The organism is Actinomadura meridiana, assembly GCF_039537545.1.
In the GTDB taxonomy this organism is placed as follows: Bacteria; Actinomycetota; Actinomycetes; order Streptosporangiales; family Streptosporangiaceae; genus Spirillospora; species Spirillospora meridiana.
The window spans coordinates 15,560-41,118 of record NZ_BAABAS010000019.1 but is presented as its reverse complement, the minus strand read 5'-3'; the positions used below and the strand labels follow the sequence as shown (position 1 = coordinate 41,118).

Genomic DNA, 25,559 nt, shown 5'->3' with positions numbered 1-25,559 from the left:
TCTCGTGGGTACGACCAGATCGCCTCCAGGTTCAGGTCGGGTCGGCGTAGTCGGGATCGCAGCTGAGGAGTTCGTGCAGATCGGGCGGGAGCTCGTCCCAGAGCCACTCGTTCAACGTGCCAGGGAAGTCTGCCGGTGGGCGGATGCTCAGGCGGTTCGGGGACACCTCCGTGATCCGAATCGTGATGGGGCCGCCCTCCCACATCGAGTCGCTGAGCCCCCAGAACATCGCGAAGTCGAGGCTCGTGAGCATCAGCTCGTTGGGCAGGGTGTGTTCGCCAGGATGCCTGCCGAGGGGCAGTAACCGCTGCGCCGTGGTCCGGAGGACGTTGAGCGCGGCCAGGTCGTGCGGGCAGGCGACGCCGGTGATCTCCAGCTCGGGCAGCCCGAACCGGTGGAGGCCGCGGGTGGTGAGGTCGACGCAGGTGCAGCCGTTGATGTCGCCGTCCTCGGTCGTGCAGGCGCCGGAGTCTCGGAAGGGCGGCAGGGAAGTGCCGAGCCAGCCGTCGGCGAGGGTGAACTCGGCGATCCGTCCGAACGGGGCGACCGGCAGAACCTCGTTGGACGTGAGGTCGACGGGGACGCCGTGGAGCGACTCGGCGATCACCATCGCGGCGGCGCGGGCGAGGTGAGGTCCCGACGGGAGGTCGCCGACCGGCAGGGTGGACGTCACGCCGATGTGGTGCGTGGCGTTCTGGGCGTGCTCGTCGTCGAGGTCCGTCACACCGCTGAGGTCCCACGGGGTACTCGTGGCGCGGTGACGGGTGATCGTGAGACCGGGGCCGCCGAGACGTTCCGTCACGGCGACGGCGAGCGCGGTGGGGAGCCGCTGCTGGATCGTCGTCGAAACGTCGGCGGGAACTGTGTCGGCGGCGATGACGAAGCCTGCGGTCGCCTCTTCGGGAACCGTGATCGTGACGGGCATGACGGCCTCCTCGTGGCCTGGTACCGGCGTATGCGGTCCAGCTTCGAGGAGGCGTCTCGGCCAGAGCGGAAAAACAGCGCCCTGTGGATAACTTCGCAGGCAACAATCGGGGATGTCGGAATTAGGGGATCAGAATTCGCAGGGCAGGTAGGTGATCCCATTGATGAGGCTTGTGCGCTGCTGCACTGGCGCTTCGGTGGCGTGGAGCTTCGGAAACCGCGTGAACAACTCGCGGAGCAGAACCGTGATCTCGCGGCGGGCCAGGTGGGCGCCGAGGCAGAAATGCGGTCCCGGTGACCCGAAACCCACATGTGAGTTGGGGGAGCGCGTGATGTCGAAGGTGTTGGGATCCTTGAAAACGTTCTCGTCCCGGTTGGCCGAGTTGTAGTAGAGGATCACACGCTCACCGAGACGGTAGACATGCCCTTGCAGTTCGTAGTCCCGGGACACGGTTCGGCGCATCCAGGTCACCGGTGAGGCGTAGCGGACGATCTCTTCGACCGCGCCCGGCAGTCGCCCGTCCAGGTTCGTGATGAGGAGATCCCTCTGGGCGGGGTGCTCGGTGAGCAGCAAGAGTGCGTGTGACAGTGCGTTCCGGGTGGTTTCGTTGCCAGCGATGACGAGGAGTGAGAAGAGGCGTGCGAGGTCCAGGTCGTCGAGGGCCTCTCCGTCCACGTTCGCGTTCGTCAGCGCGGTGACCAGGTCGTCGGCGGGCTTCTCGCGGCGCAGACGGCCCAGGTCGGCCATGAGCGCGTGCAGGTAGGCGAACTTCTCGGCCGTGAGCGTCGCGCGGTCCTCATCGTGCGCGGTGTGGTCCGGGGCTCCGACGGTCAGAACGACGTTCGTGGCGGTGATGACATCGTCGTACTCCGAGTCCGGAATGCCCATCATGGAGCAGATGATCTGAAGGGGCATTGGCGTGGCGACATGTTCCACGAAGTCGCACGGGCCCCGTCCGGCCAGATCGTCCACGATGCGGCGCGCGAGGGCCGCGATGTCTCCGGTGACCCGCTCGACCAGCCGCGGAGTGAACGAGCGCGCGACGATCCTGCGAAGCCTCGCGTGCCGTGGATCGTCCATGCTGATCATGGATCCGCGGTAGGCGGCGGTCTGGGGTGGCGGGTCGACGAGGCTGACCGCGCTTGGTCGCGAACTGAAGATCTCGGGTTTGCGGCTCACCTCGGCCACCTGCTCGTACCGGGTCAGTGCGTAGAACCCGGGCGCGTCAGGGAGCGGACAGAAGACCGGACCGTCCACGGCTCGGAGCGCGGCGAACAATTCGTCCCGCTCGCGTTGAGGTTTCGCCCAGAAATCCAGGCTCGACAGCCTCGTCTCGACATGGGAGGGCACGGTGGGAGCCGCCTTCCGTGGGAAGTCGCGGTCCTCAGGCTAACCCGGCGGCACAACGAAATGAAGCTAAGAGCGGGCGGGTAAGTAAACCCGCCCGCTCTAGTCGGCCGAAGGCCGCACTACACGGCTCCAATAGCCTTACGCGCGTTGCGCGTACGGCGATGTGAAGCGGTACGCCTCAGCGGGCGGACGACTCCACAAAGTGCCGCTCGCCCGGCCCCACGTAGACCTGGCGCGGACGACCGATCTTGGTGGATGAATCGTTCATCATCTCGCGCCACTGCGCGATCCATCCGGGCAGACGTCCCAGCGCGAACATGACGGTGAACATGTTCGTTGGGAAACCCATCGCCTTGTAGATGACGCCGGTGTAGAAGTCCACGTTCGGGTAGAGCTTGCGCTCGATGAAGTAGTCGTCGCTCAGCGCGACCTCCTCCAGGCGCATGGCCAGATCCAGCAGCGGATCGGTCTTGCCCAGCGCCCCCAGGACCTTGCTCGTCGCCTTCTTCACGACCGCCGCGCGCGGGTCGTAGTTGCGGTACACGCGGTGTCCGAACCCCATCAGCTTGACGCCGGGCTCCCGCTTCTTCACCCGCTCGACGAACGAGTCGACGTCGTCGCCGTTCTGGTGAATGCGCTCCAACATTTCCAGCACGGCCTGGTTCGCGCCACCGTGCAGGGGGCCGAACAGGGCGTCCACGCCAGCGGAGACAGAGGAGAACAGGTTCGCCTGGCTGGACCCGACGAGACGCACGGTGGACGTCGAACAGTTCTGCTCATGGTCGGCGTGCAGAACGAACAGCATGTCCAGGACGCGCACGATCTCGGGATCGATCTCGTACGGCTGCGTCGGCAGGCCGAACGTCATGCGCAGGAAGTTCTCCACGTACCCGAGCGAGTTGTCCGGGTAGAGCAGCGGCTGACCGTTCGAGGTCTTGTACGCGTACGCCGCGATGGTGGGGAGCTTGGCGATGAGCCGGATGCTGGACCGGTCGACCTGCTCGGGATCGAACGGGTCGAGGCTGTCCTGGTAGAACGTCGACAGCGCGCTGACCGCGGACGACAACACCGCCATCGGATGCGCCCTACGCGGGAACGCGGAGAAGAACGCGCGGAACTTCTCGTCCAGCAACGTGTGGTTGCGGATGCTGTCGGTGAAGTCGCTCAACTCATCGGGTTTGGGGAGCTCGCCATAGATCAGCAAGTAGGCGACTTCCAGGAATGACGCTTTCTCCGCCAGTTCCTCGATCGGATAACCCCGGTAGCGCAGGATGCCCGCCTCACCATCGATGTAGGTGATGGCCGACGTCGTGGACGCGGTATTGGTGAAGCCGGGGTCAAGGGTGACATGACCGGTTTCTTTCAGGAGGCTCCCCACGACCAGACCCGAGGGGCCCTCGGTCGACTCGGTCACCTCCAGAGGCATCCGTCCGCCTGCGTGGCCGAGTTCGAAATCCGACATGCACGCTCACTCCCAACTGCGTCCGCACCTGCGTGGACGTTCTGCTCTTCATCGTATCCACGTGATCACACACGCCGATCAGCGGTACCTCGTTGACGGAGAGTGCGCGTCGGTGCTCCTGTGGACTCATGACCCGACACAGTGCAGCCGAGCTCGTCGGACGGGCCCGCAGGGAGCTCGCGGACGCGACGGTCCCGAACCGCTTCGTCGAGACGCTGGAGACAGGTGGGATGCCCAGAGAACGCCTGTTCTGGCTGGCCGGGGAGGAGTACCGGATCGTCCGGAGCGACCGGCGCAGTTTCGCGCTCCTGGCCGCACGGTTCCCCGAAGCGCCGACCGGCGAGATGTTCCTCGGTCTCGCGCAGGCCGAGGGACACGCACTGACCCTCCTCACCCAGTTCGCAACCGCGCTCGGGGAGAGTGAGAAGAATCTCAGTGCCTACGAGCCGAAACCGTTCGCGCAGGCCTACCCCGCCTACCTCGCGCAAAGGGCGGCGTTCGGAACCGCGAGCGAGGTCGCTCTCGCCATGCTGGCCAACCTGGAGGAGTGGGGCGCGTACTGCTCCCGCACCGCGCGTGCTCTCCACGCCCAGTACGGGTTCGACGAACAGGACGTCGCCTTCTTCATGTTCTTCGCCGAAACACCGCCGGGCTTCGAGAAACAAGCCCTCGACGTCATCGCGGCCGGACTGGACGCCGGCGACGATCCCGAGGACACCGTGCGAGCCGCCCGACTGTTGCACGCATACGAGACCTCCTTCTGGGAGGCGCTGTCGGAGGGCCTGCCCTTGCCCTGAGCGACAACGGCCTACTGGGGCGGCTCCCGAAGCGTCGGTAGTTCCGCCGTGATTTCGACCAGTGTTCGTTCCTGCACGCCGATCAGCTGCTCGACGTCAACGGGCGGCCACTCCTCGCCGTAGTGGGCGTCCAGCAGCGTGGACAGGGCGACGAGTACCTGTTGGGGGGAGGGACGTTCGTCGGGATCCCTGACCAGGCAGCGCGTCACCAATCCGCGCATCGGATCGGGTAGGCGGGTGAGGTCCGGCTCGTCGTGGACGATGCGGGCGCGGACCTTGTGGCCCGTCCCGAACGGCGCCGAGCCGGTCGCCGCGAACACGAGGGTCGAGCCGAGGGAGAACACGTCGCTGCCCTGCTGGACAGGGTCGCCAAGAGCCTGCTCAGGGGACATGTATGCCGGTGTCCCCAGGATTTCCGTCTGCGACAGAGGCAACGCGTCCAGCGGCCGCGCGATACCGAAATCGATGACCCTCGGCCCGTCCGAGGCGAGCAGGACGTTCGACGGTTTCAGATCCCTGTGGACGATCCCCGCCCGGTGGATCGCGATCAGAGCCTCGGCCAGCCCGGCGCCCAGCCGACACGCGGCCTGCTCACGCAATGGCCCTTTCTCCGAGACGACCTTGGAAAGACTCACGCCACGGATGTACTGCGTCGCCAACCACGGATGGTCGGCGTCCGGATCGGCGTCAACGACCGGCGCCGTGTAGAAGCCGCTCACCGATTTGGCGGATGTGACCTCTCGCCGGAACCTCGCCCTCCACTTGGGGTCGTCCAGAAGCTCCGGTCGGATGACTTTCACCGCGACGAGCCTTCTACTCGGCGACGCCCCGAGGAACACCTCGCCCATCCCACCGGAACCGAGCCGCGCGGCGATGCGATACGGGCCGATCACCTGTGGGAGGTCTGTCTGCATTGGGATCCGATCATGCCGGGGCGGGCTCAATCGTGTCATGCCCTGGCCGTTCGTCAGACCGTGCATCCGTCACGTCCAGGGAAGGGCACTCCGTTCGACCCAGTAGGTCTCCGTTGGGACGCTAAGACCCGCCAGAGCCTCCCTCTCTTCCTCCCCGAGGGACACGTCCGCCGCGGCCAGATTGGTCCACAACTGCGCGGGACTGACCGCGCCGATGAGAACGGTGTCCGCCCACGAGCGGTGCAGCACCGCCGCAAGGGCCAGCGCGTCCGGCCCGACTCCGTGTTCTGCGGCCATGGCCCGCAGTGCCATGGGTGGCTCCACGGCGAGCCGTCCATTGGCGAGCCCTTCCTTGACGAGCACGTGCAACCCCGCGTCGTGCGCTTCGCGTAGAGCGTCCCCTGCGGAGGTCTCAAGGATGTTCCACGTCGACTGGACGGTGCTGAAGAGCCGGTGCCCGGACACCTCCAACGCCATCGCCCTTCGGATCGTGTCGGCCTGCCCTGGACCGGACGTGGAGAAGCCAACACGAACACCCTCGGCCGCCGCTTCCGCAAGGGCCGCTTGGAGCCGAACGTCCCGGAACAACGGACTCGACTCCGTGAGTGAGTGCACCTGATACACCGACAAGTGCCCGTTGAGTAGCTCGCGGGTCTCTCGATACTGAGTTCGGTAACGGTCGAACCCGTGCTCCTTGACCTCGTGCACGGGCGCGTCAGTCCTCCATTCGCCGACGTAGGTGTAGCCCCACTTACTGGAGACCGTCACGTCTTCGCGATGCCGTGCGGCAAGCCACCCACTGAGGAACTCCTCAGCCCTGCCGTAGGACCGCGCCACGTCCACCCATCGGATGCCCGCACCGTAGGCCGCATCGAGCACGCTCCAGGTGGCCGCGCGCATCTGTTCCACGCTTCGGCCAGATGGGAGTTCGGTTGTCCGGCCCACATTGATGTATGCGGGCCGCCCCAGCGCCGCCAGCCCGATGCCCAACCGTTGTATCGCCCTCATCCTCACAGCCTGACACGCCACCCGAGTTCCCCAAGTCACGAAATATCCGACAATGTGTGAAGTTGGTCGCCGGAGTTATCCACAGAAGCGCTTTCCGCTGTTCTCGATGGGACCCGCCGGTGAGACTGGGCGCATCGAAAGTCCATCGCTGAGAAGGGCGGGGTCAATGCCCGCACAGATGACTCGTGACCATTACGGCGCGCGCCAGTTCGCCGTCCATCTCGGGCTCGCCCGATGGCAGATGCGCGTCGGCCGGGAGCACGGAATGCTCCCCGAACCTGATCTCGAGGGTGAACGATGGTCCGTGGCCCTCGCCGCGGAGTGCCGGGGCCAAGGCGAGCACGTCATCGCCAGGTTCGGCGACGACCCGCCCATCGGGTCCGCCAGGGCCGCCACCAGGCTGGCCGCGCGAATGGGCCTCGACGTCGACAGGCGGGACGTCGAGGTCCTGGCCGCCCGCGGAGACCTCAACGTCGTCAGCAGCTTCCGCGGATATCCCGTGTACCTCCTCCACGACCTGGACCGGCTCGACCTCGCCGCTGTGCGAGAGGTCGTCGCCGCCCGGAAAGGCCCGTTGACCGACACCGTCGACGCCGGCGGGGCCGCGATGATCCTCGCCTGCCCCCGCAAGACCTTCAGTCGGATCGCCGCCGAACGGAGCCTCGCGACCGACCGGCTCGGCCGCTACTCCCTCGCCGACGTCCACACCCTGGCCGCGGACAAGGACCTGACGAGCCAGATCACCGAGGAGAAGCGTGAGATAGGCCTGAACAGGACCCGACGCTCGGAGACCAGGACGGAGGACATCATGCGCGGCTGGATGCTCCGCTGCTCGGCGTACCTCGACCGAGAAACCGACCAGCCGCCGGACCTCGCACCCCTCAGCCGCGCGATTCGGCGCCTGCAATTCATCAGATCGGAGATCGCGAAACAGCATCGGACACCGTCCTAGAGGTCCAACGATCGAAAGGCCGTTCCACCTCCAAACTCCGTTCGATCCGACGACAGATCCAAGTTTCACCCCAATTCCAGACGGCCTCGCCGTAGAAGCCGCAGCAGCCGCGCCGAACACCCACTCATCTAAAGCTCCGAGTGACGCGGTGCGGGACGGCGCCTGGGCGCAGGTTTCTGATCTTGAATTTGTCGGGCCAGCGCTGAGAGGAGGCGGTCACGAGCCTCGATTCGGGACATCGTGGGAAGCCGGTCGGGGAGCGCGGACGCGAGCGCCGGAGGGGCGTCGACGAGACCTTCGTCATCGGTCGCGGCCTGCTCCCCCGTCCAGGGGCCGAGGAGGATCGCGCAAGCGCCGCCGGGGTGACGGTCGAAGAGGGACTGGATCCGCTGACTCTCGCTCTCACAGTCGGCGACCAGCAGGAGGCGTCGTCCATCTGTGGCACCGGTGTTCTGGCGGATGGCGAGCTCGGTCTCCAGGTAGGCCAGGGCTGCGTCGAGGTTGCCGGGAATGAAGAGGGCCGCGGTGTCATCGTCCAGGAGTTCGTCCTCGCCAAGGCCGAACAGCGCGGTGGCGTCGGGCCGGGGGATCACCACGAGAGAGCTGTCGCTGTGCTCTTCGAGAGCCGTCAACGCCAGTATGCGTGCGGTGGCCACGGCACCGGGCCCCGTCAGCCCCGTGGCAGGAGCGGCGAAGGGGTTGAGTCCAGTCTTGCAGGTGAACGGAACAGGGGGTCGTGGTTCGACGGTCGTGGTCGTGGAGTACCTGGGCAGGCCCGTCGCGGCGTAGATACGGCGCCGGAACGGGTAGCAGAGCGCCGCGAGCACGGGCAACAGGAGGCCGAGGAGAAGGACGGGTTGTAGCGAGGGAGGCTGTGATTCGAGGGAGCGTGGCTGTCCCGCGGGCTGGCTCGGCTGTGGGCATGAGATGTCCGGGGGCGGGGTCTGCGAGCGCTTCTTCGGAGTCGGGGAGGGAGCACTTGGATCTTGTGCCGCGGTAGACCGGGGAATGGGGCGTTCGGGCTCTCTCGGCGATGAAAACTCACGCTCGACCTTGAGTTTCCAGTCGAATCGGTCGCCGCGACGGGAGAATTCCCGACCACGCCCCGTTCTTCTGCGGGACTTCTCGTTCATCTCCAGCCAGGGGTTCTGGTTCTTGCATCTGTGCTCGGAGTGCCTGTCGCCGAAGGCGTGGGTGTGGCGGCAGATCAGCGGTCTGGACTTGTGCGGTTCGGGGGCGGCGGGAGCGACCGCCTCGACCGGTGCGGCGGCGCTGATTGAGATTACGCCGGCAAGGGCGGTACAACCCAGTACTCCTGTCGTGCAGCGAAGCAAGTCGCTGATCACTACGGCGGACATGGGTTGCGCCAGAAAACGGTTCATCTTCGCCCCGGGGGTCGTGTGGTCACCGTGAGAATGCCGATCGTAGTCACTTTCGCCACCGAGCGTTCAACAATACTGACAGTCAGTGGAGATCGTTTGGGTCCGCACTGGAACGCTCCGTTGATATGACTGGCATCTCCCGAATCGCCCGAATGTTTTGAAGTCTCAAACCCTTGCAAGAGCCGCCCCATTAAGGGGCAATCCCTGCAATCGGGACCGATACGCAGTTGTGTCATCTGTGGTACTTGGCCTGGTATGAAGATCCTGCCACCACGCCCAAGCTGGATGTGGCACTGAAAGTTTCACTCTAAGTTTCGACGCCGCCAATTCGTATTAATTCATTGGCCTGCCCAGAGCCGTACCGACTATGTGCCGATTGGAGAAAATTGCCGGACCGCAGCGGCCAGCGCCCCCGCCCCCCGGATCACCCAACCGAGCCTCCACCCCCGCCATGATCATCGGGGCCCAGACCTCGAGCACCCGGACGGCACGCCCGACCCGCCGACCTACCCGGACCGCGCGTACACCGCCCTACACCCCACTCCACCGGACCCTCCTAACGGCCAGGCACTCTCGGCGCCCGCCCTGCCCACTCACGCCTCCACCCACCCGCCGCTGTCCGCTCACGCAAACACTGACTCGCCCACCCGTCCTCGCCTCACCCGCCGACGGTGAGCGACACCGAGAACCTTCGCCCCCCGTCCGCCGCGAGACCTCCCGTCCATCCAAAGCCACGTGATTCACGAGCGCGACGGCCTCAGGAGCACCGCAACCGAGCACCGCCCAACGGTCGATCCCGAACCACTTCGCAGACGCCTTGATTACCTTCGCGAACGCCGCCAGCCTCAAACGAAGCAGCTGCACGCTCCTCAGCACCGGCCAGGGCCGCCCCAAGTGCTTTACAGCCCGAAGAGCGAGGCTTGCCCAGGCGCCGGCGCCCTCACGCCTTCGCGCCGTGCCACTCGCTGCGAAGCGGCTGCACGCTCGACCACGCCGACCTACTGGACCGCGCGTTCACAGCCCTGCGCCCCATCTGACCTTCCTGACGGCGAGGCGCGCTCGGCGCCCGCCCCGGCCGTGCGTCGGGCGGGCGGTGTGGTGGTGGCCAGGAGGTGGTCAGTAGTTGCGGTGCGCAAGGCGTCCGGGCCGCCGTGCCGGGTCAGCGGCTCGAGTGCGGCGGGGTTTGCGGACGGTCGCCCGATCCAGGACCGAGTGAATGGTGACGAGTTGGCCGCGGACCCGGGTGGTCAGCCGGGGCGACTTCGCTGCCAGGTCGTCGGCGAAGCCGATCAGGACCTCCGGCTTGGCCAACGCGTTGTTACTGACGTTGAGGTGCCGCGGCTTGCGGAGGAGGGGCGAGCGGCGTCAGCGATGACGTCGGCGTCGAAGGCACCGGCCGTGCGTGGGCGGCGGTGTGGTGGTGGCCAGGAGGTGGACAGTGGTTGTGGTGCGCGAGGCGTCTGGGCTGCTCGTGCTGGGTCAGTAGCTCGAGTGCGGCGGGGGATGGTGGCGAGCAGGTTTGTGGCTGGCAGCGGTCCGAGCGGGGTGGGCTGGTCAAGGATCAATCGGGTCGGCCTGGGCTTGTTCGGCTTGGCGAACTGGGCGCGTAGCCGTTGGTCGTTCGGTAGGGCCTTGTTGTGGGGCTGCTTGCCAGCAGCGTTCAACGTGCACGTGTGGTGCTCGGCGCGGCGAGGACTTGTCGAAGATCTTGCGGGGCGTGTTCAGGTCGTGTCCTCGTCCAAGTTGAGGAACGCCGTGTGTTCGGCGTTTGGGTGTCCCTCGGTTCGGGCCTCGCCTCCGGGTTGGCGGGCTGGTGGTGGTGTCTGGCATCCGCGTTGTGCCGAGATGGTGCCCTTGTCACAGATGGTGCCTTGTCCCTCTGAGCGGTTGGCGGATGGAGGTCCTTGGGGGTGGTGGCGGCGAGCGTGCGTTGTTGGCGGGCTGGTGGTGGTGTGTGGCGTTCGTGTACAGATGGTGGCTTGTCTTTGTGGGGGTCCATTGGTGCTGCTTGGGCCGGTGACCGCAACGTGGGGTTTGGCTGCGGTCGGGGGTTGGGGTGTGGAGTTGGGTGGTCTCGGTTTCAGATGGGCTGGTGGGGGCGTGGGTGAGCTAGGCGGCGGGGTGGAGGAGGGTTGGGTGGGCTTTTATGACGTCGTAGATGCCTAGGGGGAGGGTGTCGCCCCATAGCCAGTCGTTGGTTGTGCCGTTGAAGGTTGTGGGTGGGCTTACTGTCAGGAGGCGTGGTTTGGGGTGGGCGAGGGTTATCTCGAATGGGGCTGTGGGGGTTAGGTGGGTGTGGCGGGCGGAGCCCCAGAAGGCGTCGAAGTCTGTTTGGGTCAGGTGGAGTGTTGAGGGGATCGTGCGGGTGTTGGCGGTGGGGCCGGTGGCCAGCCAGGACCAGTGGTCGGTCAGGAGGCGGCGGGCTGTGGTGCGTAGGACGTTGAGTGCGGCTAAGTCGTGGGGGCAGGCGACCTCCGTCATCTGGAGTTCGGGGAGGCCGAAGCGGGAGAGGCCGCGGGTGCGGAGTCGGACGCAGGTGCAGCCGTTCACGCCCTCGGGGTCCAGTTCTGGTTCGGGGGCGGTGCAGCGGCCGTTGGCGCGGAATGGGGGCAGGGCGTCGCCGATCCAGTGGTCGGCCAGTACGAAGTGTTCTCGTTCGGGGGTGGGCGTGAGGATCTGGCCTGTTACGAGGTCTGCGGTGATCCCGTCGGTGGCCTTCGCGATGGCGTAGGCGGCGGAGCGGGCGACCTGGACGCCGCGGGGCTGGTCGGTGATCGGCGCGAAGGCGGTGATGACGGCGAACTCGGTCGCGTTGTTGAAGAAGCGGGCGGCCAGTCGGTCTTCTGGGCGGTGGGCGCGGATGCGTGTCGGGTCCCAGTGGAGGGATGTGAGGTCGTCGCGGGTGGCCTGGAGTTGGGGGGAGCCGAGCCTTCCGGCGATGTGGGGTTGGTAGGAGGTGGGACTTCTGCGGAGCAGGGCGTTCAGGTCGTGCGGGACGCTCCTGGCGGCTACGGCGAACCGGGAGGTGGTCGTGGATGGGATCGGGAACGTGATCGTGGCCATGGCGGTCAGCATGGATCGGTGTCTCGGTCCAAAGCAGTAGAACCGCGTTCTGTGGATAACTCTCTGGAGTCGGGTGTGTGCGGGGTGGCTAACCCGATTCTGGTTCGGTCGGGTTCGGGGCGTCGGAGGCCGTACGTCCTGGGGCGACACGCCGTTCACCACGAAAAAGACCAGCTTCGGCCGAATTCGCGGGTATTAGCGCGGCATCGACGATGTAATCAGGGGAATGTGTACGTTGGGGAGATCAACACTGCTGTGAGCTGCGGGGACGGCCCCGCAGTCCAGCCTTGCGAAACAGGGAGGACCCCGTGGCCCGAACACTGTCGAGAGGCACCCGCGTTACCGGTGCCGAACGCACGCGGCTCGCCGCGGAGCTCGCTCCGCGGTACGCGGCCGGTGAGAGCATCCGCGACCTGGCGGCCGAGACCGGCCGGTCGTACGGGTTCATCTACAACGTGCTGAAGGAGGCGGGCGTGCCGCTGCGGGGCCGGGGCGGCAACACCCGGCGCAGGAAGGCCTGATCCGCTCCCGAGCAGAGGAAGAACGAGCACATGACCGGAAGTCCCCCTCGCCCCCCGGGGGGACGCCGTTCGCTAGGAACGGCGGAACGCCCCGGTGACCTCGAGGCGTCCGTTCAGGCTGGCCAGATCGGCGGCCGCCCGCCCTGCCAGCCAGCCTTCGTAGTTGGACACCGAACCCGCGCGTCCTTTGGCGAGGTTCGGGAACATCGTGTCGACGGCCTCGTCGACGGCTCGGTCGCGCGCGGCCAGCACGGGAAGCAGATCCTTCCCGCCGGCGCCCGCGGCCGCCCGGTCCGCAGCCTCCCGCAGCCGCTCCCCGATACGGGCGGCGTAGGCGTTCAGGAAGGCGTGGCGGAACGACCGTGTCCGTGACCGTCCCCGCGCGTCGCGCCTGGGGCCCGCGTGGACCATGGCGGACGTCGACTGGACGAGCAGGGACGTGAACAGCATTTCCACCGCCGCCAGATCGGCGGGGAAGCCCAGCACCGTGGAGAAACCCAGTTCTCGATGCCATATCGCCCGGCAGCGGTTGGCGTCGGCGACCACTGTCAGTAGGACCGCCTTGGGCGCGTCGTAGGGATTGTCCACCGGGACGCGCCGTCCGGCGGGTCCGCCTGTGCGGCGCGTCCCGGCGGCAAGCAGCGCGTTGTCGATGCTGTGCCGCGCCATCAGTTCTTGGGCGCGCGCGCTGAGCGCCTCGGCTTCCTCCGGGAATTCGGTCGACTCGGCCTTGGCCAGGAGTGCTCGGACGCGCCCGAGCATGCGTTGGTCGACGTCTTCCGTCAGTATTCGTGGCTTCGTGCCGGTGGACGTTCCTGGGCGCGGGCCGATGCTCGGCAGCACCGGCAGGTCTTCCAGAAGGTGGACGAGTTCGATCGCGCAAGCGATGTAGTCCACGCGTCCGACATTCTCGCGTTCGCACCAGGCGTCAGGGTGTTCGTCGTCGTGTTCCCACCACACGTCGGCACCGAGAACGGCGAGTTGTTCGTGCCATCGGTCGTCCACCGTCGCGTTGGAGTAGGCCCGCATTTCGCCTGCGATCGTGTCCGTGGCGAGTCGTCCGTGCCTGGACGTACGGCGGCGGGACGTGAACCGCACCACGTCGGCCGGTTGCCATCCCCGCTCCCACGCGACCGTGACGGCCCGGCGCAGCCGCGCGGCGAGGCACCGGTCGATCGCGAGGCCCCAACCGGGCGCGTCGGCAGGGTCCGCCGTGGCGGGTCCGGCCAGCAGGGTCACGAGGTGGTCGAACGCCGCGGTGTCGCCGTGTGAGAGCGACCGCACCGCCCGCGCCGTCAGGTCGCCCGCGGCATCGGTGAACGAGGTTCGGGGCTTCGGTTCTCGCGGACGCCGCCACGCCTTCCGCACAGCCTCTCCCGTCGTCCGAGGTCACATGGGTTGGACGCATCCTGCCATCTCGGCGGTGCGGTACTCGCCAAGAGCACCGAAAGGGTTTCCCGGACGCGAACGCCCCCGACCGTTTCGGCCAGGGGCGGTGCGGGGCGGTCTACTCGTCCTCGTTGCCGCGCATCTCCTCGACAACGACGCTCTGGTAGGCGCGGGAGGTGTCGGGGACGTAGCTGAGCCGCGCGAGGGCCTTGCCCTCGCGGTTCCTGATCTCGAAGTGGTAGCCCTCTTCGGTCTCGCCGACGTGCGCCACGGCCTGGTCGTGCCGGAGGCGGCACATGGTGTCGACCTTCTCCAACGCCACCTTCAGGCTGCCCGCGTCGCTGATGAGCCGTGCCGGCTCGCTCGTCTCCCAGATCTCGAACATTCGTCGTGTCCTGTCGGCGGTCGGAAGGAACGGGCGGGGCATTCCAGACGTCGAAGACAGCTTGAACCCATCTGGTGGATCTTTCAATCAGTCCAGGTATCAGATTGGGCACTATTCGACGTTGTCCACGCTCGCAGCGTCATGTCCGCGCGTGGTGGGTAGCGGATGCTTTCGTGGGATACCCCTGGGCGGATGGGATTCGCCGCGCATGGCCGGATGCCCTCCGGAACGGCGCCGTGCCCCCGGGGTGGGGACGGACGACCGTCATGAGGCCTGCGTCAGCCTTCTTCGCTGAGGGACACTACCGTCTCCTTCGCCTCCGGTTCGAGGAAACGCAGAAGCGACTCTCCCTCGGCGGTCAGTTCCCGGACGGCCTCTTGGGGGAGGGGCTCGAAGGGACGCAACCGCAGCGTCGCGACCTTCCGCTTGTACTCCGTCTCCCACGTGCCGCACGCGAAGCCGTCCCAGAGGAAGACGGCCCGGACGCGGAGGTTCTTCGTGGTCAGGGACGGCCGGTGCGCGTCGGCGATGACGCGCCTGCGGTCGGCGTGCGCAAGGACGAGACTGTCGAACTCGGGCAGGAACCGCGCGGGTGCTGGCGCGTCCTCCCCGGGACGTGGCGCGTCGGGCAGGTCGAACAGCTCACGTCCCTTGTCGTCGGTGAAGACACGGAGGTCGGGGCGGAGGCGGTCCAGGGACTCGCCCAGCGCCGAGAGGCCGGACCACGTCTGTGCATCGGCCGCGGGCGCGGGCCCGTACGCCGCCAGGTAGCGGAGCATCAGTTCGTCAGTCGCCGGTGTCGTCGCTGGGGCCTTTCCAAGCCAAGCGTCAGCGAGGGTGAACTGTGAGTTACGCGGAAAACCCCACCGGTCTTGGGTGGGGACCATGACCAACGGCACGCAGAGCCGGACGGTGTATCCGAGAGCCCTGTCGTTGACGTCCGGGAACTCCTCCTGGAGCAACGCGCGCACCTCGTTGAAGGTGCGGGGCTGTTCCGCGATGAGCGAGCGGGCCGCCGGGATGACCTTCTCCACCTCTAGCCCTTTGCCGCGGTCGCCCAGGACGCGGAGGCCGCCGTCCAGCATGGGCTGCATCGCCGTGCGGAACGCCGTGTAGTCGTCGCCCGCCATCAGGTGCAGGGTGGCGCGCATCATCGTGGCGCGGACCACTGATCGGTCGTGCAGCGCCGTATGAAGGTCGGACGCCTGGAACCCGTCCAGCCGCGTCCAGAGCCCCAGGAACGGTGGTTTGGGCTCCTGCGCCTGCATCCCGCACAGGCGCCCCACCGCGTCCGCGACCGTGATCGGCTCACGCGCGAGCAGGAGTTGCCTTGCCAGCGTGGCCCGGTTGAGAGCCCGGACGCTGAGAATGTCTGTCACCTGACCAGGATGCCCTTCTGTCCGAGTCGACGCGGAGCGACCGCGTGGGCGGCCTCCCCGGCTGGGGTGAGCGATCGGTCGGCGAGCGCGCCGACGTGGTGGTGAACATCACAATTCAAGATCCAGATCGCCTGAGATCATCGGAGGGACGGTCGGCCGTCACCGCCGTGAGGCACGGAGCCGACCTGGCACGACTGGGGTGGCGTCGTCGCCGGAGGGCCGCGTCTCCGCTGGTCACCTCGCTCCTGACGGCGGGCCGACCGGGCCATCGGATGATCGCGAACGAGCGAGCGCCGCCGGGGTTACGGGAAGAATCCCTTTCAAATGCACGTGCATCAGCTCTTGCACATGCACGCCATCCCTAGCAGGATGAGCGCGGACCTCCCGCACGTGAACTCCACGGAGATCGCGATGAACGCACACTTGAGCGACAGTGACCGACAGGCGCTGCGACTTGCCCAGGACCTCCGCGAGGAGATCAGGGCGGCACTACCGCAGCTGCCGAGCGCACCATCGGTCTCCCCCTTCGTCGACCAGGCGGGGACGCCCAGCGTCCTGCTCCGGTTGGACGCCGACACCGCCCGCGCGCTGATGGCCCTTCTGGCCGGCAGCCGCGCGGAGCCGGACGTCGCGCCGTCCGTGGAGCCACGCCGGGCCGACGGCACCCATGTGCCACCCCCCGTCCCGCCACCGACGGCCCAGGCCGTCCCGGCGGCGCAGGGACCCGTGGTCACCGCGGTGTCACCCTTCGGGGAGCCCGGTTACGAACCCGGCTATGAGCCTGGCTACGAACGCGGTTACGGGGCCGGCTACGCCGAGTCGCCGTTCATCCCGCCGCAGACGTACGTCGGCGAGACGGGCCCGACGCCGCTCATCCCGTCGCCGGTCTACCCGACGCGCTGACGCGACGCCTGCCGTCATTCCGGCGGACGGGCTCACGCCGCTTGGACGCCTGCACAGGCGTCCTGCGTGGGCCCGATCATTGCCGATAGCAGGGTCGGACGGCAGGGTTTCGCGGCTCCCAGCTCTTCGCGCTCCCAGTTCAGCACCTGTGCGTTCCCGTCTGTTCCGTTCGGCGCCGCCGGACCGTGACTTCACCCACACGGCTGGTACTGGCGCACCTCCCGCAGTCCCACGCTTCACGGCCCGTGACCTTCCGGCCCGTGAAGCTTTTTTGTGTCACGGCCCACGCCCGCCTCGGCGTGCTGAGGCGGGCCCCTGGCATCCCGGCCATGGCCGTGGCGCCCGCCCCACACGCCTTGTGAGCCGCCGCCCCTCTCCTCCCCGTGACGCCCGCCCAGAGGGCGCGGCGTCCCGCTGACGCGCCCTTTCCGGGCCACTGAGGCCGTGCCGCGCCGTCCTGAGGAGCCTTGGACCGGACGGCGATCGACCATCGCATAAAGATCTTTTTCCTCTCGTCAGGATGGGTCGACTGGTCCGGAACGCCGTGGGGAAAGGGGTTTTCGCTTACTTCCCCAGAAAAAGATCTACCTGGCCAAAGGTAAAGAAAACCCCCGTTTGGCGAAAGCACGGTAATGCCGTATATAGTCAACCCCAGGTCAGGGTCAATGAACCGTTGACCTGACCAAACACATAGCTGTCGCATCCCGCCCGCCAGGCGGGGTCCAAGTTGCCGAACAGCGGCCGAACCATGCACCGGCCGCGCACCGTGTGGGGCCCGTGAGCCCCCGGTCGGCATTTCTCTCGCTTCTTCGAAGCCCGTGCCACACGCATGTCCAAAGAGGGCCGTGCGCTGTTGGGCGCGAGCGCGGTCCACCATGCCCATGGGCCGTTTCACGCGGGAGTTCTTCGCGGCGGCTATCTCCCGAGTCCTGAGTCTCGGAGCCGTTTCCCCCTGTCCGGATCCCGGCGCACGCCGGGTCGGCGCGGAACGGCAGCCCTGTACCCCGAACGAAGGAATTACATGCAGCAGCGAGCGATCAATGCCATCCTGACCGGCGTCACCGGCACCGCCCTCGCGGGCATGCTCGTGGCCGGTGTAGCAGCCGCCAGTGATGACTCCGCTCCCAGCGAGAAGCAGTTCCTGACCAACGAGGCCGTGGCCTCGCAGCAGCACCGCGTCCCTGAGAAGAACCCCGCCGACGGCCCGGACAAGAGCTCCGACAAGGGCTCGGCCAAGGGCTCGGAGAAGAGCGAGTCGAAGGGCGGCTCCGACTCCGGCTCGTCGGACAGCGGCCGTGAGGAGAAGGACTCCGACGCCCTTCTCAGCGGCAAGACGACCGCGTCCTACTTCTGGGACGACGGCTCCGGCGTGAACGGCGACACCGGTGACCCGGCGAGCGGCAAGCCCATGCAGAAGGGCATGTTCGCCAGCCCGAGCTGGCCCATGATGACCAAGGTCAAGGTCAGCTACAAGGGCCGCAGCATCACCGGGTTCGTCGGCGACCGCGGGCCGGGCAAGCCGTCGCACCGCGGCGTCATGCTCGACCTCGACACCTACACCTTCCGCTACCTGCTGGACGGCGAGAAGCCGAACAGCAAGTACAACGCCGGCGGCGGCGAGGGACACCTGAAGATCAAGTGGGAAGTCCTCGACTGGGGCTCCGGCGCCGGTAAGAAGGGCGCGCCCAAGCCCTTCGGCTCATGAGCTGAGGCCGCGCCCCGGGGATCCGGCGCGCGGCCTCCCCAAACCCGGCACAGGGCTGCCGGTGCATGGAGGATCGGGGATCCCCCGGGATCGAGAGGTCACCGGGGGATCCCCATCTTCAGTTCGGCCTCGCGGGCCAGCTCCCGCGACAGCGCCCGCGCGGCCGTCCGGACGGCGGGCGCCAGCCGGTCGAGGTCGAGCCGGCACACGTTCCCGGTGATGGAGATCGCGGCGATGGCGCGGCGCCGCCGGTCCAGCACCGGCGCGGCGATCGCCGACACCCCGGCCTCCGACTCCTCCCGGTTGACGGCGTAGCCGCGGGCGGCGGTGCGGGCCAGCTCCCGTTGCAGCAGCCCCGGCATGATGATCGTGTGCGGGGTGTACCGGACGAGGCCCTTCGCCAGGACGTTCTCCAGCCGCTCGGGCGGGCCGAACGCGAGGAACAGCTTCCCGGTCGCCGTGCAGTACGCGGGCAGCCGTCCGCCCACCCGGGACACGATGGGCATGGAACGGCGTCCGCTGACCTTCTCCAGGAACAGCGTGTCCATCCCGTCCATCACGGCGAGGTGGATGTTCTCGTGCGTCGCCTCGTACAGGTCTTCCATGTAGGGGAGCGCGGCCTCGCGGAGCCCGCGCGGACGGGGCGCCCGCTGCCCGAGGACGAACAGCCGCACCCCCAGCCGGTAACCCGACTCGGTGCGCTCGACCCCGCCCCACCTAACCAGCTCGCCCAGTAGCCGGTGCGCGGTCGGCTTCGGTAAACCGGTGCGGGCGGCCAGCTCCGTCAGGTTCAGCTCGTTGTCGGCGGAGCCGAAGGCGTCCAGCAGGCTGAGACCCCGTGCCAGGACCGACCTCGGCGGTTCGGCCCCCGTCGCCTCGATGCCCATGTCGATGTATTGTCCGTGCTTCGCCGGGGCGCCGCCACTGGATTGGCGGCGCCCGAGCGCGTTCGTCACCGTCCGGTCCCGGCGCGGCCGCCGTCGACGTTGATCGTCTGGCCGGTGAGGGAGCCGCTGCCCTCGTCGCACACGTACAGCAGCGTGGACACCAGGTCCCCGGGCTCGTCGGTGCGGGTGAGGCTGGGCGCGATCGCGTTCACCGTGATCCCGTACCCGCCGACCGCGCTCGACAGCGCCCTGGTGAATCCGACGAGACCGGCCTTGGACGTGGTGTACGCGACGAGGTCGGGCGGCCCGACGAACGCCGCGGACGAGGCGATGTTCACGACCCGTCCCCACCCGGCGGCCTTGAGGTGGGGGAGTGCGGCGCGGGAGACCAGGAACGGTCCATCCAGGTTCACCCGCATGATGCGGCGCCAGTCCTCCAACGTCGTGCGTTCGAAGTCCAGCGGCGGGTGGACGCCGGCGTTGTTGACCACGACGTGCAGGCCGCCGAACCGGGTGGCGGCCTCCTCCACCGCGAAGTCGACCTCCTCCGCGTCCGCCACGTCCGCGCGCACCGGGTGGAAGCCGTCGCCGATCAGCTCGGCGGTCCCGGACATGTCGGCGAGGTCGAGCCCCGCGACCCGGTAGCCGCGGCGGGCGAGGGCGGTGGCGAACTCGCGCCCCAGCCCGTCCGCCGCGCCGGTGACGAGCGCGACCCGTCGCGGCGCGTTCCTGGAGGACGTCTCGCTCATGGCAGGCAGCGTGCCCAAGCGTCCCGGAACCGACAAGACGGCTTTCTCACTCACTGAAATGCGGGCGCGGCCGCCATGACCAGCCCGGCCGCGCTCAGCCGGTGAGGAGCGGGATGACGGGGGCGAACTGCTCCACCATCGCGTCCGGCACCTGGTAGTAGGTGAAGCCGTAGCGGTCCCGGCGGGCGAGCATCTGCTCCGCGATGTGCTCCGGTGGGCCGACGAACTGGGTCGGCATGTCGAGCACGAGGTCGCCTGCCGACGCCCCCCAGCCGCGCCGCCGGGCGACCGCGTCGGCGGTGCGGCGCGGATCGGGGCCGAACGTGGGCGTCACCATCAGGCTCAGCTCGACGTCGCGTCCGTCCGCGGCCTCCCGCACCCGGTCGACCTTGCGGGCGATCGTCTCGGGAAGCCGCTCGGTGATCTCGTCGGAGATCGTCCCGTCGGGCAGGGCGCGGGGGAGGACGCCGACCGTGTCGGCGAGCCGCCCGCCGATGCCGAGCATGCGGTCGCTCCCGGCGCCGACGACGAGCGGCGGGCGCCGTCCGGGCGGCGGGAAGACCGTCAGGCCGTCGACGCGGTAGTGCTCGCCCGCGAACGTGGTCTTCTGCCCGTCGAGGAGACTCCGCAGGATCCGCAGCGACTCCTCCAGCCGCCCGACCCTGGTCCCGGCCCGGTCGAACGGCATCCCCGCGGCCTCGTACTCCTCGCGGAGCCAGCCCGCGCCGATGCCCAGCTCGAACCGTCCGCCCGACAGGTGGTCGAGCGTCGCGGCCTCCTTGGCGAGGACCACCGGATGCCGGTAGTCGTTGGCGAGGACCATCGTGCCCAGCCGCAGCGTGCTCGTCCCGGCCGCCGCCCACGCGAGCGCCGCCATCGGCGCGAGCTGGTCACCGAACGGCTCGCCGACGAAATGGTCGCGCAGGACCAGCACGTCGTAGCCCAGGTCTTCGGCGCGCCGCGCCGTGTCGGCGAGTTCGGCGCCGGAGCGGATCGACTCGCCGACGGCACCGAACCTGAATCTCCTGTCCATGCGGACGAGCATGCCCGGCTTCGCCGCCGAATCGCTGGCGGGAATCCGACACGGGGTTTCCCTGGCCGCGTGTCGACCGGCGGAACGGGGCGAGTGGCTCGATTCGCCGCCTTTGCGGCGCAAGGGCGTCACCGACTGCCCCGTTCTCACCGGTCACCTTCCAGGCTGCGTCCCGCCGCCCCGTTTTTCAACCCGGGCCCCGGACGCCCGCGGGTGCGGTCACATTCGTCCAAGACGGGCGGATCCGTTGCCCGCAGACTGGGCATGGAGACAACGACCAGGGAGGACACCATGACTCTGGAGATCCGCAGGACCTTCTACCCGATGATCAACTGCGCCGACCCGGCCGCGTCGATGGAGTGGCTGAGCAAGGCGTTCGGCTTCGAACCCATGAACGTCTACCGGGACGACGGCGGCGCGGTCGTGCACGCCGAGATGCGGTACGACACCGGCCTGTTCATGTTCGGCAGGGGCGAGCCGGGCACGTCAGCGGTCTACGTCGCCGTCGACGACCCGGACGCCCACCACGACCGCGCCAAGGCCGCCGGAGCCGAGATCTTCCGCGAACTCGCCGACCAGGACTACGGGTCCCGCGACTACGCGGCCCGCGACCTCGACGGCAACGAGTGGTACTTCGGCACCTACCGTCCCTGAGCAGCGGCCGTCCCTGAGCAGCGGCCGTCCCTGAGACATTTCGTTCTTGGGCGTGCTGCGGGCCCGGATTTGAGAGAATCTCAGCCGTGATGGCGGCCCTGCACCTGCGTGATGTCGAGTTCGGCGACGTGGACGCCTATGTCAGGATGCGCTGCGACCCCGTCATGATGGCCGAACTCGGCGGCCCGCTGCCCCGGGAGGGCATCGAGGAGAAGGTGCGCCGCGACACCCGCGAGGCGGCGGCGGACGCGGCCTGGATCAAGATGATCGTCCCCGATCCGAGCCGTCCCGACGTCGTGGCCGGGATGGTGACGCTGTGGCCCCACGACGTGGACGGCACGGTGTTCTCCGAGATCGGCTGGATGGTGCTGCCGGAGTTCCAGGGCCGGGGCGTCGGGAAACGCGCCGTCCGGATGCTCCTCCAACGGGCGCGCGACGAGAACCGCTGGGGCATCGTGCACGCGTTCCCGGCCACGACGAACGCTCCGTCCAACGGCATCTGCCGCACCCTCGGGTTCACCTTCATCGAGGAGAAGGACATCGTCTTCGCCGGACGGGTCGTCCAGGCCAACCACTGGTTCATCGACCCGAGCACGGACATCATCCCGGCCTGACCCAGACGGGGAGCCCGGTCAGGCGCGCGCGGGACGGGTCACCTGAGACCGGCGAACAGGTCGTCCTCGGTGTCGGGGGCCTGGACGCGGCACTGCTTCCGCACGAACGCCTCGAACGAGAACACCGACCGCTGCATCTCGTCCGGCAGCCGTAGCAGGAAGATGTTCTCCTCCTGGCTCGCGTGCGCGCGCAGCGCCTCGCGCTTGGCCTCCCAGTGCGGCGACACGTCCAGCGTGCTCGTGACGAGCTCGTCGGGGGTGCCGAAGTCCTCGGGCGGGTCGAAGTCGATCTCTATGCCCGCCTCCCGGATGCCATCGAACATGCGGCGGATGCCCGAGCGGGGAATGGCCGTGTAGTACAGCTTGTCGGGAACGCCGGTCTTCTCCGCGGCGGCGAGCGCGATGCGGTGCGCCTGGATGTGGTCGGGATGCCCGTAGCCGCCGTTCTCGTCGTAGGTGACGACGACCTGTGGCCGGTAGTGCTCCATGAGTTCGGCGAGCCGCCCGGCCGACTCCTCCAGAGGGACGTTCGCGAACGCCGCCGGGTCGTCGTTGGTCGACCATCCGGCCATCCCGGAGTCGCGGTAGCCGAGCAGCTCCAGGTGGCGGATCTTCAACAGGTCGGCCGACTCGCGGAGCTCGGCGAGCCGCCGCGCCGCCACCTCGGTCGCGTCGTGCCCCTCCTCGCCGGGCTTCACGCCCCCGGCGTCGTCGCCCTGCTCCCCGTTGGTGCAGGTGACCAGGACCGTGCGGACGCCCTCGGCGGCGCACCGCGCGAGCAGCCCCCCGGTCCCCAACACCTCGTCGTCGGGGTGGGCGTGGACGGCCATCAGCGTCAGTTCGTGCTTCATCCGGACTCCTCGCTCCTCGGCCGTCCACTCTAGTCGCGTGAGCCCGGTAGTTGATCACGGTGGTGACCTTCGACGGAATGGCCCCGATGACGTACGGTCCCGGTATGGGGTCGCCGGTGGTTCTCCTTGACGTGGACGGGGTTCTCAATCCATTTGAAAGGCCGCACCGCGGATACAAACGCAGGCGGTGTTCGCCGAACGGCATGACGTTCAAGCTGTGGCTCAATCCCGAGCACGGCCCGGCCCTGCTCGAACTGGCGGAGTCCACCGGCGCGGAACTGGTCTGGGCGAGTTACTGGTGCGACAACGCCAACGACTGGATCGCGCCCGTCATCGGCCTGCCGCGCCTGCCGTTCGTGCCGATCCCGCGATTCCCCGGCATCGATGAGGGCCGCACGCTCGGCGCGTGGAAGGCCCGCCATGTGGCCGCGTGGACGGACGGCAGGCCGTTCGCCTGGTTCGAGGACGAGCCGGACGCCACCGCGTGCATCGCCGACCAGCCGGACGTCGCCGAACACCTGCTCGTGGAGATCGACCCGATGGTCGGCCTCACCGACGAGCACATCGCGGCGGCCGAGACCTGGCTGCGCGCCCACACCCCGTGACAGAACCGGCGGGGCCCCGGCCGCGTAGGTCGCCGGGTGCCCCGCCGGTGCCGGACGAGGAACGGGCTCAGCAGGTGTTGAGCAGGCGGCCGAGCGCCGACTTCTCCGCCGAGTCCAGCGTCAGGTCGTAGCGGTACTTCACGTCGACCCACGACCTGGCGTACATGCAGTTGAACGAGGCGCTCGGCGGAGTCCACTTCGCCGGGTCCTTGTCGCCCTTGGACTGGTTGACGTTGTCGGTGACCGCCCACAGCTGCGAGCTGGTCAGGTCGTTGGCGAACGACTGGCGGCGGGCCCTCGTCCAGGCGGACGCGCCCGAGCGCCACGCCTCGGCGAGCGGCACCATGTGGTCGATGTCGAGGTCTTCTGGATCGGTCCAAGTCGCGCCGTCGTAGGGGCTGGTCCACGAACCGGCGGTCGCGCGGCACTCGGAGTCGGTCGTGACGCCGGTCCCGTCGCGCTTGAGGACGACTTCACGGGTGTTGCAGTTGTCGCCCTGGTTGATCCAGTGCGGGAACTTCTCGCGGCTGTAGCCGTCCAGGCTGCCCTCGGCGCGGACGGTGAGGGCGGCGAGGTGCTGCTCCGCCGTGTCCGCGCCGGGCGGTGGCGGCGGCGCGCTGGCGGTGTCGGCACTGGTGGTGTGGGCGCTGGCGGTGTCGGCACTGGTGGTGTGGGCGCTGGCGGTGTCGGCACTGGTGGTGTGGGCGCTGGCGGTGTCGGCACTGGCGGTGGTCATGGGCGCCAGCAGGGCGAGGGTCGTGATGGTGATGGCGGTCGCGATGGTCCCCGTCTTTCGCACGGGAGGCTCCATTCCGTAAGGGAGCAGGAGCCGTCAGTATCGAATGGTTCGATAAACGAGATATGTACGTTCGGTTAGCGGACGACACGATTAGGTAACGGCCTCTGTCAAGAAGTCGCCATCAGCTGGGAGATCAACTGTGTGAGCTCCCATTCGTCCAAGACCCGCGCCCGGACGCGCGCCTAGCGTCGGAATCGACGAGAAAGGGAGCCGAATCGTGTCGAGATCACCGCTACTGGACCTGGCCTTCGGATTCATGCCGGCGCAGGTCCTCCATGTCGCCGCCGAGATCGGGCTGGCCGACGCCCTGGCCGCCGGGCCGCGCACGAGCGCCGAACTGGCGGAGGAGACCGGCGCCCACGCGCCGTCCCTGTACCGGCTGCTGCGCGGGCTGACCGTCCTCGGCGCCGTCGAGCAGAAGGACCGCGACCTGTTCGCGCTGACCGCCGAGGGGCGCCGGCTCCGCAGCGACGTGCCCGACTCCATCAGCGCACTGATCAAGCTGTTCTGTGGCCCGGACGTGTGGCGCACCTGGGGCGAGCTTGCCGAGACGGTCCGCACCGGCGAGTACGCCTGGGGCCACGTGACCGGGATGACCCCGTTCGAGTACTTCCAGGCGGAGCCGGAGCTGTCGGCGACGTTCCACGCGGCGATGGCCGAGCACACCCGGGCCGTCGCCCCCGGCATCATCGCCGCCCACGACTTCGCCCAATACGGAACCGTCGCCGACATCGGGGGCGGCGACGGCACCCTCCTCGCCGAGATCCTGCGCGCCACCCCGGGCCTGCGCGGGCTGGTGTTCGACCAGCCCGCCGGGCTCGGCGGAGCGTCCCGCACCCTGGCGGACGTCGCCGACCGGGCCGAGGCCGTCGCGGGCGACTTCTTCGAGTCCGTGCCCGGGGGAGCGGACGCCTACGTCCTCAAGAGCGTCATCCACGACTGGGACGACGAGCGCGCCACCGTGATCCTGAGCCGCTGCCGGGCCGCGATGCGCCCGGACGCCCGGATTCTCCTCCTGGAACAGACCATGCCGGACATCGTCACCCCGGAGACGCGGGGCGTCGTCAACAACGACCTCAACATGCTCGTCGCGACGGGCGGACGCGAACGCACCGAGACGGAGTTCCGCACCCTGCTGGAGGGCGCGGGATTCACCGGCGTCACGCTGTCCGACCCGATCCCGCCCGGCGCCTACCGGATCATCGAGGCCGGACCGGCGGTGTAGCGGCCGC

At 68.4% G+C, this 25,559-nt stretch carries 25 protein-coding genes; 9 read left to right on the top strand and 16 right to left on the bottom strand.

Translation table 11 applies throughout. The annotated features are described in order from the left end of the window. Positions 1 to 31: 31 nt before the first annotated feature. From ABD808_RS25060 to ABD808_RS25050, 3 genes are all read right to left on the bottom strand, one after another. Positions 32 to 925, bottom strand: a complete 894-nt coding sequence (locus ABD808_RS25060) for a hypothetical protein (RefSeq protein WP_344900847.1) — start codon at positions 923 to 925, stop codon at positions 32 to 34. 129 nt (positions 926 to 1,054) lie between these two features. Then, positions 1,055 to 2,275 carry a cytochrome P450 gene (locus tag ABD808_RS25055; protein WP_344900845.1) on the bottom strand — a complete coding sequence of 407 codons (1,221 nt, stop codon included), beginning with the start codon at positions 2,273 to 2,275 and terminating at the stop codon, positions 1,055 to 1,057. Positions 2,276 to 2,453: 178 nt separating this feature from the next. Further along, complete coding sequence (locus tag ABD808_RS25050; protein WP_344900842.1) at positions 2,454 to 3,737, bottom strand: citrate synthase; 1,284 nt, start codon at positions 3,735 to 3,737, stop codon at positions 2,454 to 2,456. A 128-nt stretch (positions 3,738 to 3,865) separates the two neighbouring features. Between ABD808_RS25050 and ABD808_RS25045 the strand changes: the two genes are divergently transcribed. After that, positions 3,866 to 4,534 (top strand): thiaminase II/PqqC family protein, encoded by a 669-nt coding sequence (locus ABD808_RS25045; protein WP_344900840.1) that lies wholly within the window; start codon positions 3,866 to 3,868, stop codon positions 4,532 to 4,534. A gap of 11 nt (positions 4,535 to 4,545) precedes the next feature. On the opposite strand, the gene ABD808_RS25040 is transcribed toward ABD808_RS25045, so the two are convergent. Both ABD808_RS25040 and ABD808_RS25035 read right to left on the bottom strand, forming a co-directional pair. Further along, positions 4,546 to 5,448, bottom strand: a complete 903-nt coding sequence (locus ABD808_RS25040) for a serine/threonine-protein kinase (protein WP_344900838.1) — start codon at positions 5,446 to 5,448, stop codon at positions 4,546 to 4,548. Between the two features lie 69 nt (positions 5,449 to 5,517). Then, positions 5,518 to 6,348 (bottom strand): aldo/keto reductase, encoded by an 831-nt coding sequence (locus tag ABD808_RS25035; protein WP_486303657.1) that lies wholly within the window; start codon positions 6,346 to 6,348, stop codon positions 5,518 to 5,520. Positions 6,349 to 6,634: 286 nt separating this feature from the next. On the opposite strand from ABD808_RS25035, the gene ABD808_RS25030 reads away from it, so the two are divergent. Further along, complete coding sequence (locus tag ABD808_RS25030) at positions 6,635 to 7,408, top strand: hypothetical protein (RefSeq protein ID WP_344900836.1); 774 nt, start codon at positions 6,635 to 6,637, stop codon at positions 7,406 to 7,408. 128 nt (positions 7,409 to 7,536) lie between these two features. On the opposite strand, the gene ABD808_RS25025 is transcribed toward ABD808_RS25030, so the two are convergent. The 3 genes from ABD808_RS25025 to ABD808_RS25015 all read right to left on the bottom strand — a co-directional run bounded on the left by ABD808_RS25025 (position 7,537) and on the right by ABD808_RS25015 (position 11,853). Further along, on the bottom strand, positions 7,537 to 8,235 hold the full coding sequence (locus tag ABD808_RS25025) for a hypothetical protein (protein ID WP_344900834.1): 699 nt from the start codon (positions 8,233 to 8,235) through the stop codon (positions 7,537 to 7,539). Between the two features lie 1,671 nt (positions 8,236 to 9,906). Continuing rightward, the gene (locus tag ABD808_RS25020; RefSeq protein WP_344900832.1) at positions 9,907 to 10,101 is read right to left on the bottom strand and encodes a hypothetical protein; all 195 of its coding nucleotides are present in this window, start codon (positions 10,099 to 10,101) and stop codon (positions 9,907 to 9,909) included. A 798-nt stretch (positions 10,102 to 10,899) separates the two neighbouring features. Next, positions 10,900 to 11,853, bottom strand: coding sequence for a hypothetical protein (locus tag ABD808_RS25015; RefSeq protein WP_344900830.1), 954 nt, complete (start codon positions 11,851 to 11,853; stop codon positions 10,900 to 10,902). A gap of 308 nt (positions 11,854 to 12,161) precedes the next feature. On the opposite strand from ABD808_RS25015, the gene ABD808_RS25010 reads away from it, so the two are divergent. After that, positions 12,162 to 12,374, top strand: a complete 213-nt coding sequence (locus ABD808_RS25010; RefSeq protein WP_117404772.1) for a helix-turn-helix domain-containing protein — start codon at positions 12,162 to 12,164, stop codon at positions 12,372 to 12,374. Between the two features lie 72 nt (positions 12,375 to 12,446). Here the strand turns inward: ABD808_RS25010 and ABD808_RS25005 are convergent, their stop codons facing one another. The 3 genes from ABD808_RS25005 to ABD808_RS24995 form a co-directional block, all read right to left on the bottom strand. Further along, positions 12,447 to 13,742 (bottom strand): DUF2786 domain-containing protein, encoded by a 1,296-nt coding sequence (locus ABD808_RS25005; protein ID WP_344900825.1) that lies wholly within the window; start codon positions 13,740 to 13,742, stop codon positions 12,447 to 12,449. Positions 13,743 to 13,881: 139 nt separating this feature from the next. Next, positions 13,882 to 14,148, bottom strand: coding sequence for a hypothetical protein (locus ABD808_RS25000; RefSeq protein WP_344900823.1), 267 nt, complete (start codon positions 14,146 to 14,148; stop codon positions 13,882 to 13,884). A gap of 278 nt (positions 14,149 to 14,426) precedes the next feature. After that, positions 14,427 to 15,527 (bottom strand): winged helix DNA-binding domain-containing protein, encoded by a 1,101-nt coding sequence (locus tag ABD808_RS24995; protein ID WP_344900821.1) that lies wholly within the window; start codon positions 15,525 to 15,527, stop codon positions 14,427 to 14,429. Between the two features lie 411 nt (positions 15,528 to 15,938). Between ABD808_RS24995 and ABD808_RS24990 the strand changes: the two genes are divergently transcribed. Together ABD808_RS24990 and ABD808_RS24985 are read left to right on the top strand one after the other, a co-directional pair. Continuing rightward, positions 15,939 to 16,430, top strand: a complete 492-nt coding sequence (locus tag ABD808_RS24990) for a hypothetical protein (protein ID WP_344900819.1) — start codon at positions 15,939 to 15,941, stop codon at positions 16,428 to 16,430. 1,021 nt (positions 16,431 to 17,451) lie between these two features. After that, on the top strand, positions 17,452 to 18,135 hold the full coding sequence (locus ABD808_RS24985) for a hypothetical protein (RefSeq protein WP_344900817.1): 684 nt from the start codon (positions 17,452 to 17,454) through the stop codon (positions 18,133 to 18,135). Positions 18,136 to 18,233: 98 nt separating this feature from the next. On the opposite strand, the gene ABD808_RS24980 is transcribed toward ABD808_RS24985, so the two are convergent. The 3 genes from ABD808_RS24980 to ABD808_RS24970 all read right to left on the bottom strand — a co-directional run bounded on the left by ABD808_RS24980 (position 18,234) and on the right by ABD808_RS24970 (position 20,804). Beyond that, entirely contained in the window at positions 18,234 to 19,091 is an 858-nt protein-coding gene (locus tag ABD808_RS24980; protein WP_344900815.1) for an IclR family transcriptional regulator, read from the bottom strand. Continuing rightward, positions 19,088 to 19,771 (bottom strand): SDR family NAD(P)-dependent oxidoreductase, encoded by a 684-nt coding sequence (locus tag ABD808_RS24975; protein ID WP_344900814.1) that lies wholly within the window; start codon positions 19,769 to 19,771, stop codon positions 19,088 to 19,090. The genes ABD808_RS24980 and ABD808_RS24975 overlap by 4 nt, the downstream gene beginning before the upstream one ends. Positions 19,772 to 19,865: 94 nt before the next feature. Continuing rightward, complete coding sequence (locus ABD808_RS24970; protein WP_344900813.1) at positions 19,866 to 20,804, bottom strand: TIGR03621 family F420-dependent LLM class oxidoreductase; 939 nt, start codon at positions 20,802 to 20,804, stop codon at positions 19,866 to 19,868. A 291-nt stretch (positions 20,805 to 21,095) separates the two neighbouring features. On the opposite strand from ABD808_RS24970, the gene ABD808_RS24965 reads away from it, so the two are divergent. Both ABD808_RS24965 and ABD808_RS24960 read left to right on the top strand, forming a co-directional pair. Then, the gene (locus ABD808_RS24965) at positions 21,096 to 21,458 is read left to right on the top strand and encodes a VOC family protein (RefSeq protein WP_344900812.1); all 363 of its coding nucleotides are present in this window, start codon (positions 21,096 to 21,098) and stop codon (positions 21,456 to 21,458) included. Between the two features lie 89 nt (positions 21,459 to 21,547). After that, the gene (locus tag ABD808_RS24960; RefSeq protein ID WP_344901311.1) at positions 21,548 to 22,072 is read left to right on the top strand and encodes a GNAT family N-acetyltransferase; all 525 of its coding nucleotides are present in this window, start codon (positions 21,548 to 21,550) and stop codon (positions 22,070 to 22,072) included. Positions 22,073 to 22,110: 38 nt separating this feature from the next. On the opposite strand, the gene ABD808_RS24955 is transcribed toward ABD808_RS24960, so the two are convergent. After that, positions 22,111 to 22,923: a PIG-L family deacetylase gene (locus ABD808_RS24955; RefSeq protein WP_344900810.1), complete on the bottom strand. Its 813-nt coding sequence runs from the start codon at positions 22,921 to 22,923 to the stop codon at positions 22,111 to 22,113. 77 nt (positions 22,924 to 23,000) lie between these two features. Here ABD808_RS24955 and ABD808_RS24950 point away from each other — a divergent pair, with 77 nt between their 5' ends. Then, positions 23,001 to 23,528 (top strand): HAD domain-containing protein, encoded by a 528-nt coding sequence (locus ABD808_RS24950; protein ID WP_344901308.1) that lies wholly within the window; start codon positions 23,001 to 23,003, stop codon positions 23,526 to 23,528. Positions 23,529 to 23,595: 67 nt separating this feature from the next. Here the strand turns inward: ABD808_RS24950 and ABD808_RS24945 are convergent, their stop codons facing one another. Continuing rightward, positions 23,596 to 24,327, bottom strand: a complete 732-nt coding sequence (locus tag ABD808_RS24945; protein WP_344900808.1) for a GmrSD restriction endonuclease domain-containing protein — start codon at positions 24,325 to 24,327, stop codon at positions 23,596 to 23,598. A gap of 217 nt (positions 24,328 to 24,544) precedes the next feature. Between ABD808_RS24945 and ABD808_RS24940 the strand changes: the two genes are divergently transcribed. Next, positions 24,545 to 25,552: a methyltransferase gene (locus tag ABD808_RS24940; protein WP_344900806.1), complete on the top strand. Its 1,008-nt coding sequence runs from the start codon at positions 24,545 to 24,547 to the stop codon at positions 25,550 to 25,552. Positions 25,553 to 25,559 lie beyond the last annotated feature (7 nt).

Bases quoted from the DNA above. Each gene is read 5' to 3' on its own strand.
- ABD808_RS25060 (WP_344900847.1), bottom strand. From the start codon at position 925: ATGCCCGTCACGATCACGGTTCCCGAAGAGGCGACCGCAGGCTTCGTC.
- ABD808_RS25050 (WP_344900842.1), bottom strand. From the start codon at position 3,737: ATGTCGGATTTCGAACTCGGCCACGCAGGCGGACGGATGCCTCTGGAG.
- ABD808_RS25045 (WP_344900840.1), top strand. From the start codon at position 3,866: ATGACCCGACACAGTGCAGCCGAGCTCGTCGGACGGGCCCGCAGGGAG.
- ABD808_RS25040 (WP_344900838.1), bottom strand. From the start codon at position 5,448: ATGCAGACAGACCTCCCACAGGTGATCGGCCCGTATCGCATCGCCGCG.
- ABD808_RS25035 (WP_486303657.1), bottom strand. From the start codon at position 6,348: ATGCGCGCGGCCACCTGGAGCGTGCTCGATGCGGCCTACGGTGCGGGC.
- ABD808_RS25030 (WP_344900836.1), top strand. From the start codon at position 6,635: ATGACTCGTGACCATTACGGCGCGCGCCAGTTCGCCGTCCATCTCGGG.
- ABD808_RS25015 (WP_344900830.1), bottom strand. From the start codon at position 11,853: ATGGCCACGATCACGTTCCCGATCCCATCCACGACCACCTCCCGGTTC.
- ABD808_RS25000 (WP_344900823.1), bottom strand. From the start codon at position 14,148: ATGTTCGAGATCTGGGAGACGAGCGAGCCGGCACGGCTCATCAGCGAC.
- ABD808_RS24990 (WP_344900819.1), top strand. From the start codon at position 15,939: ATGAACGCACACTTGAGCGACAGTGACCGACAGGCGCTGCGACTTGCC.
- ABD808_RS24985 (WP_344900817.1), top strand. From the start codon at position 17,452: ATGCAGCAGCGAGCGATCAATGCCATCCTGACCGGCGTCACCGGCACC.
- ABD808_RS24975 (WP_344900814.1), bottom strand. From the start codon at position 19,771: ATGAGCGAGACGTCCTCCAGGAACGCGCCGCGACGGGTCGCGCTCGTC.
- ABD808_RS24970 (WP_344900813.1), bottom strand. From the start codon at position 20,804: ATGGACAGGAGATTCAGGTTCGGTGCCGTCGGCGAGTCGATCCGCTCC.
- ABD808_RS24965 (WP_344900812.1), top strand. From the start codon at position 21,096: ATGACTCTGGAGATCCGCAGGACCTTCTACCCGATGATCAACTGCGCC.
- ABD808_RS24960 (WP_344901311.1), top strand. From the start codon at position 21,548: ATGGCGGCCCTGCACCTGCGTGATGTCGAGTTCGGCGACGTGGACGCC.
- ABD808_RS24955 (WP_344900810.1), bottom strand. From the start codon at position 22,923: ATGAAGCACGAACTGACGCTGATGGCCGTCCACGCCCACCCCGACGAC.
- ABD808_RS24950 (WP_344901308.1), top strand. From the start codon at position 23,001: ATGGCCCCGATGACGTACGGTCCCGGTATGGGGTCGCCGGTGGTTCTC.